This window comes from Streptomyces sp. NPDC057694 (assembly GCF_042799415.1).
Taxonomy (GTDB): domain Bacteria; phylum Actinomycetota; class Actinomycetes; order Streptomycetales; family Streptomycetaceae; genus Streptomyces.
In genome coordinates this window covers 41,225-53,182 of the sequence record NZ_JBHVIX010000012.1, presented here as the reverse complement: position 1 = coordinate 53,182, position 11,958 = coordinate 41,225, and the positions used below count along the sequence as shown (strand labels likewise).

Genomic DNA, 11,958 nt, shown 5'->3' with positions numbered 1-11,958 from the left:
GGAGCGCCATGTCCCACAGCGCCACATCCCAGCCCGCCCCATCCCCGAGCGCCCCATCCCGGACCGCCCCATCCCCGAGCGCCCCGGCACAGAACGTCCGGGGCGCGATGTCCCGCCCCGACGTACTGATCGTCGGCGGCGGCATCGGCGGCCTGGGCGCGGCCCTCGCCCTGTCCCGGCAGGGCCTCGCCGTCCGCCTCCTGGAACGTGCCACCGCCTTCGGCGAGGTCGGCGCGGGCCTCCAGCTCGCCCCCAACTGCACCCGCATCCTCGACGACTACGGACTCCTCGACGAGGCCAGGAGCCTCGGCGTCGTCCCGGACGCGATGGTCATGCGCGACGCCCTGGACGGCGCCGAGCTGACCCGGCTCGACCTGCGCGACCTGGAGCGCCGCTACGGCTACCCGTACCTGGTCATCCACCGCAGCGACCTGCACGCCCTGCTGCTGCGCGCCTGCGAGCGGGCCGGCGTCGAGCTGATCACGGACGCCCACGTCACCACGTACGAGAACACGCGGACCACCGGCACCGACAAGAGAACCGGTACCGACAAGAGAACCGGTACAGGTACCGGCACCGGCGCCCGCGTCACCCTCGCCTCGGGCGAGACGCACGAGGCCGGTGTCGTGATCGCCGCCGACGGCCTGCACTCCACGGCGCGCAGGCTGCTCGTCGACGACGAACCGGTGTCGTCGGCGTACGTCGCCTACCGCGGCACCGTCCCCGCCGAGCTGGAGCGGGTGCGCTCCGTGGACCTCGGCGAGGTCGTGGTGCACGTCGGTCCCTCCTGCCACTTCGTGCACTACGGGCTGCGCGGCGGCGAACTCCTCAACCAGGTCGCCGTCTTTGAGTCGCCCAAGGCGCTGGCCGGCCAGGAGGACTGGGGCACGCCCGACGAACTCGACGCGGCGTTCGCCCGGACCTGCGACTTCGTGCGGGACGGCCTGCCGTTCATGTGGCGGGACAAGTGGTGGCGGATGTTCGACCGGGACCCGGTCATGACCTGGGTGCACGGCAGGATCGCGCTGCTCGGCGACGCCGCGCACCCGCCGCTCCAGTACATCGCCCAGGGCGCGATCATGGCGATCGAGGACGGCTGGGTGCTCGGCGAGCACGTCGCCCGCCACCGCACCGCCGAGGGGAGCGTCGACTGGGACGCCGCCCTCGCCGCCTACGAGGCCGTCCGCCCCGAGCACTGCCGCCGCGTCGTCACCACGTCCCGCGCCTGGGGCGAGCTGTGGCACCTCGACGGTACGGCCCGCGAGCAGCGCAATGTGCTGCTGCGCGCCCGGGACACGTACGACTACGCGTTCGTGGACTGGCTGTACGGCCCGACCGCGCTCACCCCGGACGAGGAACCGCCCATGTTCACGCCGATCCCGCTGACGTCGGCCGACGCGGGTGCCGCCTCGGCCGGGCCCGTGTCCGGCGGGGTGCGCGCGACCTGACCGGATGAGCTGTGAGCCGCCGTGCGGGGCCGCGTTAGGATCCCCGCATGGCGAACCTCCGACAGGCGCAGAAAGAAATGACGCGCCGCCTGCTCCTCGAGTCGGGCCTCGAACTTTTCAAGACGAAGGGGTACGCCGCCACCAAGGTCGACGACATCGCGACCGCCGCCGGCACCACCCGGGTCACGTTCTACGCGTACTTCCCCTCCCGCAGCGAGCTGATGAAGGCGCTGATCGACGAGCAGCTCAACGCGGCGTTGCAGCGCGTCGGTTCACCCGAGCACGGCTCGACGGCGCTGGACCTCGTCGCCACCGTGACCGACGGGACGCAGGAGGCGATCACGGCCTGGCTGCGGCGCACCGCCGAGAGCTGGCCCGAGATCCATCCGATCATCCGCGTCGGCCGGGACGCCGCCGCGGTCGACCCGGAGCTCACCGACCTCGTGGAGCGCTGGCTTGAGGAGGCCATCAGCGACATCGAGGACGGGCTGACGGCGGCCGGCCGGCTCGCGCCGCACCAGCGCCGTTTCCGGGGCGTGCTGGCCATGGCCCAGCTCGACTACGTGGCCCAGCACTGGGGCCGCGCCGACTGGAAGCTCACGCGCGAGCAGATGCTGGAGGAGCTGGCCGCGAGCTGGGTCCACCTCTTCAACGACTGACGGCGAGCCCGCGAGGCCCGCGCCGAACCTGCGACACCCGTACCGAACCCGAGAAACCCGTACCGAACCGGCCGCCCCGAGGGCGGCCGGTTTTTCGTTGCTCTCATTTCCGGCCTTCGCGCAACCCGTAGAACATTGTTTTTTCTGTGTGTTCATTTCATTGACGTGCTGTAAAGCGAATGGCTAGCGTGGCGGTCATGAGAGCCAACGGCAACACTGTGAACACCGTCCTGGGGCCGGTGCCGGCGGAGGATCTGGGCGTCGTCGCGGTCCATGAGGCGCTGCTGTCGGTGGTGCCGGGCGCCGAGCACGCCTTCGACATCACCTTCGACCGCGCGGAGATCTTCGAGACCCTCGCCGCGAAGCTGGACGACTTCCGCGCCCACGGCGGCGGCACGGTCGTCGACAGCACGGGCATGTTCCACGGCCGGGACGTCCGGCTCTGCGAGAGTCTGTCCCGCAGGACCGGCGTGCACATCGTCGCCTCGACCGGACAGGGGCCCGAGGAACTGCTCGGCGGGTACTTCCTGACCCCGCAGACGAACCCGCCGACGCCCTGGCCCGCCGAGCGGTTCGCCGACCTCTTCGCCCGGGAGATCACCGAGGGCATGGTCGTGCCCCGCGTCGAGCGCCGCGGCGCCGCCGGTCTCGTGGCCACCGCCGCGACCCGCGCGGGAGCCACGGCGACCGACGAGAGCCTGCTGCGCGGCGCCGCGCGGGCCGCCGCGGCCACCGGTGTCGCCGTCTCCGTGCGCTACGGCGCCGACGCCCTCCACGACCTCGGCGTCGTCCTGGACGAGAAGCTGCCCGCCGACCGCGTGGTCGTCGCCGGGCTCGACCGGGCGGACGCCGTCGCCGCGGGCGCGCCCCTGGAGGTCGCCCGCCGCGGCGCCTACGTCGCGCTCGACCACGTGGGCACGGAGGGCGACGGCCACCCGACCGACGCCGAGCGCGCCGACCTCGTCGCCGAGCTGGTGCGGGCCGGGTTCGGCGACCGGGTCCTGCTGTCCGTCGGCGCGACCGGCGTGGCCAAGGGGCACCCCGGCAACGACCTGCCGTACAGCCACATCCTGACCTCCTTCGTCCCGCTCCTGAAGACGCGAGGTCTGGTGGAGGAGGACGTGCGCCGGGTCCTCGTGCACAACCCGTGCGCGCTGCTGACGGTGCGCTGAACCGCGTAGCCGAAGCGCCCCCAGCAGTACCTGTTGGTCCATCGATTCAGCTGACTCAAAGGTGAGTTCCGTGTCACGAGTGAACACCGTCCTGGGACCCGTCCCGGCCGAGGAGCTGGGGCTCGTGGCCGTCCACGAGCACATCGGCTACGGCATGCCCGGCTCCGAGCTGGACACGCAGTGGTGGAAGACGCCCGAAGCGCGCTACGAGGAGACCGTCCCGAAGCTGCGCACGTTCCACGAGAACGGCGGCGGCACCTTCGTCGACGCCACCGGCATCTGCAACGGCCGCGACGTCGACTACTACAAGTCACTCTCCGCGAAGACTGGCGTGCACATCGTCGCCTGCACCGGCTTCGTCGGCGGCGACACCGCGCTGCCGCACTTCGCGAACGCCGATGTCGACTACCTGATGCGCCAGTTCGTCCACGAGATCACCGTCGGCATCGGCTCCACCGGCGGCCCGGCCGGCGTCATCAAGGTCGGCGTCAGCCGCGGCGGCCGCATGACCGACCTCGACAAGCGCATCTACCGCGCCGCGGCCCGCGCCGCCCTCACCACGGGCGTTCCGATCCTCACCCATCTCGCGATCGACGCCGAGAACGCCGTCGCGATCTTCGAGGAGGAGGGACTGCCCCTGGACCGCGTCCTGTTCGGCCACGTCGACGACGGGGTGAACGCGGACAAGACGCGGGACGTGTGGATCGCCGAGCAGGGCGGCCGGATCGGCTTCGACACCTTCGGCTACGAGACCGAGCTGCCGGACCCGCCGTTCTGGGCCCGCCCCCGCCAGGAGCGCCTCGACCACTTCCTGCGGTTCATCGACGGCGGCCGCCGCATCAAGCAGGTCCTCGCCTCGGCCGACGCCAACTGCAGCCCGCTGGGCTGGCCCGGGGTGAAGGGGCACACCGTCAACTACCTCTTCGACGACCTCATCCCCGACCTCCGCGCCGCCGGACTCGACGAGGCCGCCATCAAGACGATCTTCGTCGACAACCCCGCGGAGTTCCTGACCGTGCAGCCGCAGACGTCTTGACCGCACGGACGAAGACGGCCTGACCGCACAGACGAAGACGTCCTGACCGTACAGAGCAGAGAGAACCGAGAACCGCCATGCAGTCATCGGACCTGAAGAAACTGAAGATCGCCGTCGTCGGGGCGGGATACGGCGGCGCCGCCGCGGCCAAGGCCCTCAGCCTGCTAGGCGCGCACGTCGACGTCTACGAGCAGGCGAGCCGCATCCGCGAGGTCGGCGCCGGCATCGGGCTGCGCCCCTCCACCATGAACCGGTTCCGCGAGTGGGGCACCTTCGACGCCATCGCCGACGTCAGCTCGCCCAGCGAGTACTTCGAGATCCTCGACGCCGGTGCCGCCCCCCTCATGAAGGAGGCGTGGCCGGCCGCCGAAGGGCAGACCCACACCCATCTGATCCACCGCGGCGACTTCATCGACGCCCTGCTCGGTGTGCTCCCCGAGGGCATGGTGCACCTCGGCCACCGCCTGGAGAGCGTCGAGGACAGGGGGGACGGTTCCGTCCTCACCTTCGCGGACGGTACGAGCGTCGAGGCCGACCTCGTCGTCGGCGCCGACGGCATCAAGTCGGTCGTGCGCCGGGAGCTGTTCAGCGACAAGGAGCCGGTGTTCTCCGGCGAGCACGCCTACCGCGCGGTGATCTCCGTCGACGACGCGCACGGCATGGTCACCGACGACAACCTGCGCATGTACATCGGCCGCGGCACCAAGGTCTATCTGCTGCCGCTGCGCCACCGCGGCCAGGTCTCCTTCGACATCACCGCCCTGTGCCCGGACGGCACCTGGGCTCCGGAGGTCACCAAGGACGACCTGCTCGCCACCGTCGAGGGCTTCGACGAGCGCCTCGTGCGCATCACGCGCGACCTCGACATGGACACCGTCAACATCCGGGCCGTCTACGACATCGACCCCGTCGACACCTGGCACTCGGACTCCGTCGTCCTCATCGGCGACGCCGCCCACTCGATGCTCCACCACCAGGGCCAGGGCGCCAACTCGGCCATCGAGGACGCCGGCGCGCTGGCCGACGCGCTGCGCGACGCGGACTCCGTGCCCGCCGCGCTCGCCCGCTTCCAGGCCGTCCGCAAGCCGGTCACCGACGAACTGCAGCGCGTCTCGCGGCAGGGCTGGAGCGAGGACGAGATCGACGACGTCTTCCCCGGCCAGCGGCCGCAGTCCGTCGCACCTGTCGCTTCTGTCGCCCCCGTCGCCCCGAAGGAGTAGGTCATGCCGCTGCACCCCCAGATCGCCGAAGCCCTCGCCCACCTGCCGGCACCGGCTCCGGGCCCGATCGACCCGGCCGCCCTGCGCGCCGCCGACGAATCCCAGGTCGCGGCGCCCGCCGACCGCCTGCCGCTGCACGCCGTCGAGGACCGCACCGCGTCCACCGCCTCCGGCGACGTACCGGTCCGCGTCTACACGCCCGACACGGCCGCCCAGCACGGACTGCTGATCTACTTCCACGGCGGCGCCTTCTTCCTCGGCAGCCTGGAGACCCACGACCACGTCGCGCGCTCCCTGGCCGCCGAGACGGGCCTGAAGGTCGTCTCCGTCGGCTATCGGCTCGCCCCCGAGGCCGCGTTCCCCGCCGGTCTCGACGACTGCTACGCCGTCGTGCGCTGGGCGGCGGACGCCCCGGACCTGGGCTGGGACGGCACGACGCTCGCCGTGGCGGGCGACAGCTCCGGCGGCACCTTCGTCGCCGCCGTCGCGGCCCGCGCGCACGACGACGGTTTCGACCGGATCACCCACCAGATCCTCTACTACCCGTCCCTGGACCTGGACTTCGACGAGGACCGGTACGCGTCGCTGCGCGAGAACGCCGTCGGCTACGGCCTGGAGACGGCGGGCCTGAAGCCGTTCAACGCCTTCTACCTCGACAGCGGCGCCGACCCCGCCGACCCGCTCGTCTCCCCGGTCAAGCGCGCCGACCTGTCCGGACTGCCGCCCGCGCTGGTGATCACCGGCGAACTCGACCCGCTGCGCGACGAGGGCGAGTTGTACGGGGAGCGTCTCGCGAAGGCGGGCGTCGCGGCGACGGTGAGCCGGTACGCGGGCGCGGGCCACGGATTCGTCCAGCACTTCTCCTGGATCCCCGAGTACCACCAAGTCTTCGCGGAGACCGGCAAGTTCATCAACGGCCGCGGCGGCACGTCATGACCGTCCCCGTCCACCCTCTGGTCTCGCCGTGGGGCCGCTTCGGCCTCTACAGCTTCTACGTCGACGCGCCCGAACCGGCGATCGTCGACACGGGCATCGCCTCCTCGCCCGCCGAGGGCATGGCCCCGGCGCTCGCCGCCCTCGGCAAGCGCATCGAGGACATCCGCTGGATCCTGCTGACGCACGGTCACATCGACCACATCGGCGGCGCGTTCGCGCTGTGGGAGCTGACCGGGCGCCGCGCCCAGGTGGTCATCCACGAGGCCGACGCCCCGATGCTCCGCTCCCGGCAGGCCCACGTCGACGAGTACACGGCGGCCCGCGGCCGCTACCTCGGTGACCCCGACGGCCCCGCGAAGATACGGGCCGCCACCGACGCCGTCATCTCCGGCGAGATGGAGCCCACCCGCCTCGTCCGGGGCGGCGAGACCCTCTCCCTCGGCGGCGACGTCACCGTCTCCGTGCACGCGATGCCCGGCCACACCCCCGGCTCGGTCGCCTACGCCGTGGACGGGCAGGACGCCGTGTTCGTCGGCGATGCCGTCCAGGTGCACGGCGCGGCGAACGGCTTCCCCGGCTACGCCGACCCGGCCGCATACCGCGACAGCCTGAGGTATCTGCGCGACGAGCTCCGCCCCCGCCACCTCTACCTCGGGCACCCCTACCGCCGCGCCGACGGCGTCCCCTACGGGGTCGAACTGGACGCCGTACAGGCCCGGGAGGCCATCGACCAGAGCCTCACCGCCGAGGGCCGCGTCACCGAGGCGGCCTGCGACTGCCTGCGGGCCGGGCTCCAGGAGACGCCGTCGCCGTACTCGCCGTTCGCCCCCGCCGCCGACGCGCTCGGCTACGCCGGCGATCCCACCCTCGAACCCTCGCCGTTCTTCACGTCGATGCACGGCTACCGAGAGCAGTTCGACCGGTCCGCCCGGGCCGAGCCGACCGCGTGACACAGGAGCTTCCACCATGACCGACCACCAGACGCTCCGGGCCGGCGCGCAGACCCTCGCCGTCCGCAAGGACCTGCGGATCCCGATGCGGGACGGTGTCGAACTCGCCGCCGACGCCTACCACTCGGCCGACGACACCCCGCGCCCCGCGCTCATCGCGATGAGCGCCTACGGCAAGGAACTCCAGGCCCTCGCCCTGACCACCCCGCCGCAGCGCAGGCCCAGCCCGATGTGGGACGGCTGCATCGAGGCCGGGGACATCGCGCGGGTCGTCGAGGAGGGGTACGTCCACGTCATCGGCGACATGCGCGGCACCGGCGACTCCGGCGGCGAGATGATCGGCAACTACAACTTCGGCGGCGTCTCCCAGGGGCAGGACCTGTACGACGTCGTCGAGTGGGTCGCCGCGCAGCCCTGGTGCGACGGCAACGTCGGCATGATCGGCATCTCCTACTTCGGTTCCATGCAGGTCCTCGCCGCCGCCGAGCGCCCGCCGCACCTGAAGGCGATCTTCGTCAGCGGCGGCCACTTCGACTTCTACGAGACGACGTACCACGGCGGCGTCATGTGGTTCATGCCGCGCGCCGCCCGCGAGGGCCGCGGCGGCGACTCCGGCATCGCGCACACCAATGTCCTGTCGCGCATGCAGCGGGAGTTCGCGCCGGACGAGCTGAAGAAGCTCGTGGACCAGCGCCTCGCCGACCCGGACGTGGCGGCCTGGCCGAACCTCGTCCACGTCCTCAAGTACCCGAAGAACCGCGAGTTCTGGTTCGACATCGTCATGAACCCGCTCGACGGCCCCTGGTACGAGGACCGCAACCCCGTCAACCTGGCCCGGAACATCGACATCCCGGTCTACCTCCAGATCGACCAGGGCCGAGGCTGGACCGTGGACGGCCACATCGAGCTGTTCGATGTCCTCAAGGGTCCCAAGAAGCTGGACATCGGCTCCTACCCGCCCATGCAGTCGCGCCCCTGGGTCGAGGAGCACGACACGATGTTCCGCTGGTACGAGTACTGGCTGAAGGGCATCGACAACGGGATCATGGACGAGCCCGCCGTGAACGTCTTCGTCGAGGGCACCCGCGAGACCGTCACCGCCGCGCAGTGGCCGCCGAAGGACATCGAGCACCGCTCCCTGTACCTGCGCCCGCGCGGAAAGCTCTCCGCCGAACCCGAGCGCATGGGCGCCGAGCACGCCGCCCCCGACGGCTTCTACCAGGCACCGCTGACCGTCACCGACCGCGTGGAAGTGCTCAGTTGGAGCACCGAGCCCTTCGAGCGGCCCGCCGAACTGATCGGCAGCGGCGCGGCGCACCTGTTCGCCGAGATCGACCAGGAGGACACCAACTTCATCCTGCGCCTGTGGGACGAAGCGCCGGGCGGCAAGCGGCAGTTGATCACCAGCGGCTATCTCAAGGCCTCCCACCGTGAACTCGACGAGGAGCGCACCACCGAGGGCGACCCGTACCACCCGCACACGCGCGCGGTGCCGGTGGAGCCCGGGGCGATCGAGGAGTACGTGCTGCGCCTCTACCCGTTCGCCGCGACCTTCCTGCCCGGTCACCGCCTGGTGGTGGAGCTGTCCAACGACGAGCCGCTCGCCGACGCGCACAACGCGCTGCTGCCGCCGGACGCCTTCCACCTCCCGGTGGGCCGCCCGGTCACGCACAAGATCTACCGCGACGCCGAGCACCCCTCGCGGCTCGTGCTGCCCTTCACCGTGGCTCAGGCCGGCTGAGCCGCTCCCATGCCTCCCGGTCCCGTACGTAGACCGGGGCGGCGGCGGTGATCGCCCGGGTCTGTGCGGAGCCCCGGGCGATCCGCCAGCGCACCGTGCCGGTGACCCGGGCCGCGCATGAGGTGATGAACTCCTCGCAGGCGACGCGCAGTTCACCGAACCAGCGGCCCTCCAGGGCCTCGCGCACCCAGAGCTGTTCGAGGTGCATCTTCTCCCGGACGGTCTCGGCGGCGAGCGTCGCCGTCTCCAGGTGGCGGTACGTCTTCAACAGGAGGGCGGCGGCCGGCATCTCCCGCAGTTCGAGGACCTTGTGGCCGCCGGGCAGGTGCTCCAGACCGCTGTAGCGGCCGATGCCATGGGCGCCGGCCCGGACGTTGAGCGCCTCGATCAGCTCGGGCAGCGGCAGCGGTACGCCGTCGAGGGCCGTGGGGACGCCGCGCGCGAAGGTGATCTCCACGCTCTCGTCGGCGGGCGGCTCTGCCGGGCGGGCCGTCCACGTGTACAGGTGCTCGGGGACGGTGTGGTCCTCCGGGTCGTCGAGGACGCCCGACTCGAACTCGCGGCACCACAGGTTCGCGTCGACGCTCGCCACCCGCTTGCCCAGGTGCGGCAGCCCGATCTCCTCCAGCTCGCGCGCCTTCTGATCGCGGTCGACCGGATCGAGGTCGTACGGGCTGCCGTACGGCAGCGTGCAGCCGAGCAGGCCGAGGGCGCCGTTGAGGCGGCGCAGCGTGTTCTGCGACGGGTTCGCCGTGTGCACGACCGCCGCCGCGTCCAGGTCCGTGGCCAGGTCCAGGGCGAGGCGGGCGAGCAGTGGGCGGCTCAGGGACGAGCTGACCGGATGGGTGTCCAGGTAGACGGCCTGCGCGGCGATCGCCGGACGGACGAAGGACTCGGCGAAGGTGCGCCGGGCGTCCACGAGATGCAGCCGCGCCCCGAGGTGGTCGGCGGTGTGCCGCAGCTCTTCGGCGTCCTCGCCCGCGCCCAGGTCGGCGCTGAAGGCGTGCACGTCCGTGAAACCGGCCCGGGCCAGCCGGTGCAGCAGATAGGTGCTGTCCAGGCCGCCGCTGAACAGGGTCACGACCGGCCGGTGCCGGTCGAGTGAGGCGTCGGTGAGATCGGCGAACGAGCGGATCCGCGGCCCCTGCGGGGTGTTCACTCGGCGGCCTCCCGCACCCTGCGCAGCTCTTCGGTGAAGGCCCGCGGGGTCGGTTCGTGGAGCAGGGCCGCGAGCGGGATGTCGAGGCCGAGCCGGTCGCGCAGCGTCTCGACGACCCGGACGACCTTGAACGAGTCGCCGCCCAGGTCGAAGAAGTCCTCGTCGGGGCCGACGGCGTCCACGGCGAGCACGTCCCGCCACACCGCGACGACCAGCGCGCCGAGATCACCGGTCGCGGGCGCCGCCGGACGCGGCGCCGGGACCGCCGCCGCCCGCTTCTCAAGGAGTGCCCGGTCCAGCTTGCCGTTGGCGGTCAGCGGCAGCGCGGCCAGCACGTCGACGGTGCGCGGCACCAGGGCGCGCGGCAGGCGGGCGCCCAGGCTCGCGCGGACAGACGGGCCCAGCTCGCCGGGCGCGGGGGCGCCGTCCTCGGGCACCACGAACAGTGCGAGGGCCTTGTCCGCACCCGCACCGTGCGCCACGACCGCCGCCTGCCGAACACCCGGACAGGACAAGGCCGTTGCCTCGATCTCGGCGGGCTCGATCCGGATGCCACGGATCTTCACCTGGCGGTCGACGCGGCCCAGGAACTCCAGCGCGCCGCCGGGACCGGCCGCCCGCACCAGATCGCCGGACCGGTAGAGGCGCCCGTACGGGGTGGTCACGAACCGTTCGGCGGTCAGCTCGGGCCGGTGCAGATAGCCGAGGCCCAGGCCCGCGCCGCCGATGAACAGCTCGCCCGGCTCGCCCTCGGGTACCGGGGCGCCGGCGTCGTCGAGGACGTGCAGCTCGGTGCCCTGGACGGGGCCGCCGATCAGCACCGTCGCCGGGTCCGGGTCGCGCGGGCAGATCCAGTACGAGCAGTAGATCGTGCACTCGCTGGGCCCGTACAGGTTCGTCAGGGAGGCGGTGGAGCGGGCGTGGAAGCGGGCCACCAGGTCGGGGGCGAGCGGCTCGCCGCCGGTGAGGACCTGGCGCAGCCCGTCGTACCGCTCGGCCGGGTCGCGGGCCAGCAGGAACAGGTCCAGGAGCGAGACCACGCAGTAGAACGTGGTGATCCGGTGGTCGCGGATCAGGGCCGCCAGATAGTCGGCGTCGCGCTGCCGGCCCGGCTCGGCGACGACGATCGCGGCGCCCGCGAGCAGCGGCCAGTACGTCTCGCTCAGGTACATGTCGAAGCTGCACGCCGTGTGGTGGATCATCCGGTCGCGCTCGTCCATGCGGTGCGTGGACTGCAGGGCGTCGAGCCGGGACGCGAGGGCGGCATGGCTGATCAGCGCGGCCTTGGGCCGGCCGGTGGACCCGGACGTGTAGATGATCACCACCGGGTCGTCGGGCGACGCGTCGAGCGCGGGCGCCGGATCGGCCGGGTACACGGCGCACTCCTCGTCCGTCAGCACCTCGGCGAGACCCTCGAAGCGCTCCGCCAGGCGCGCGTCGGTGAGCACGATCCGCGGCGCGCAGTCCTGAGTCGTCGCCCGTACGCGCTCCAGCGGATCACCCGGGTCGAGGGGGGGGGGGGGGGGGGGCCCGAACCCCCCGCCGGGGCGCGCCGCCAAAAAACCCCCCAACCCCCCGTGGTGCCCGAAGAACCAGTCCCCCGGACCGACGACGCGTGCGTCCAACACCCCCCCTGC

General features: G+C 72.1%; 10 protein-coding genes. 8 read left to right on the top strand and 2 right to left on the bottom strand.

Features of this window, described 5'->3' with window-relative positions:
* The first annotated feature begins 107 nt into the window (after window positions 1-107).
* The 8 genes from ACFVDP_RS24665 to ACFVDP_RS24630 all read left to right on the top strand — a co-directional run bounded on the left by ACFVDP_RS24665 (window position 108) and on the right by ACFVDP_RS24630 (window position 9,162).
* Entirely contained in the window at window positions 108-1,448 is a 1,341-nt protein-coding gene (locus ACFVDP_RS24665) for an FAD-dependent monooxygenase (protein ID WP_383493398.1), read from the top strand.
* A 47-nt stretch (window positions 1,449-1,495) separates the two neighbouring features.
* On the top strand, window positions 1,496-2,107 hold the full coding sequence (locus tag ACFVDP_RS24660) for a TetR/AcrR family transcriptional regulator (protein ID WP_383493395.1): 612 nt from the start codon (window positions 1,496-1,498) through the stop codon (window positions 2,105-2,107).
* A gap of 197 nt (window positions 2,108-2,304) precedes the next feature.
* Entirely contained in the window at window positions 2,305-3,279 is a 975-nt protein-coding gene (locus ACFVDP_RS24655) for a phosphotriesterase (protein ID WP_383493391.1), read from the top strand.
* Window positions 3,280-3,349: 70 nt separating this feature from the next.
* Complete coding sequence (locus ACFVDP_RS24650) at window positions 3,350-4,315, top strand: phosphotriesterase (RefSeq protein WP_383493388.1); 966 nt, start codon at window positions 3,350-3,352, stop codon at window positions 4,313-4,315.
* Between the two features lie 77 nt (window positions 4,316-4,392).
* Window positions 4,393-5,535, top strand: coding sequence for an FAD-dependent oxidoreductase (locus ACFVDP_RS24645; RefSeq protein WP_383493385.1), 1,143 nt, complete (start codon window positions 4,393-4,395; stop codon window positions 5,533-5,535).
* A gap of 3 nt (window positions 5,536-5,538) precedes the next feature.
* Window positions 5,539-6,471, top strand: coding sequence for an alpha/beta hydrolase (locus ACFVDP_RS24640; protein WP_383493382.1), 933 nt, complete (start codon window positions 5,539-5,541; stop codon window positions 6,469-6,471).
* Window positions 6,468-7,421 carry an MBL fold metallo-hydrolase gene (locus ACFVDP_RS24635; RefSeq protein ID WP_383493379.1) on the top strand — a complete coding sequence of 318 codons (954 nt, stop codon included), beginning with the start codon at window positions 6,468-6,470 and terminating at the stop codon, window positions 7,419-7,421. The genes ACFVDP_RS24640 and ACFVDP_RS24635 overlap by 4 nt, the downstream gene beginning before the upstream one ends.
* 16 nt (window positions 7,422-7,437) lie before the next feature.
* Complete coding sequence (locus ACFVDP_RS24630; protein WP_383493377.1) at window positions 7,438-9,162, top strand: CocE/NonD family hydrolase; 1,725 nt, start codon at window positions 7,438-7,440, stop codon at window positions 9,160-9,162.
* Here ACFVDP_RS24630 and ACFVDP_RS24625 read toward each other — a convergent pair.
* Entirely contained in the window at window positions 9,140-10,321 is a 1,182-nt protein-coding gene (locus ACFVDP_RS24625) for an argininosuccinate synthase-related protein (protein WP_383493374.1), read from the bottom strand. The two genes, ACFVDP_RS24630 and ACFVDP_RS24625, sit on opposite strands and share 23 nt — an antisense overlap.
* The gene (locus ACFVDP_RS24620) at window positions 10,318-11,949 is read right to left on the bottom strand and encodes a non-ribosomal peptide synthetase (protein ID WP_383493911.1); all 1,632 of its coding nucleotides are present in this window, start codon (window positions 11,947-11,949) and stop codon (window positions 10,318-10,320) included. Before ACFVDP_RS24620 ends, ACFVDP_RS24625 begins: the two co-directional genes overlap by 4 nt.
* Window positions 11,950-11,958 lie beyond the last annotated feature (9 nt).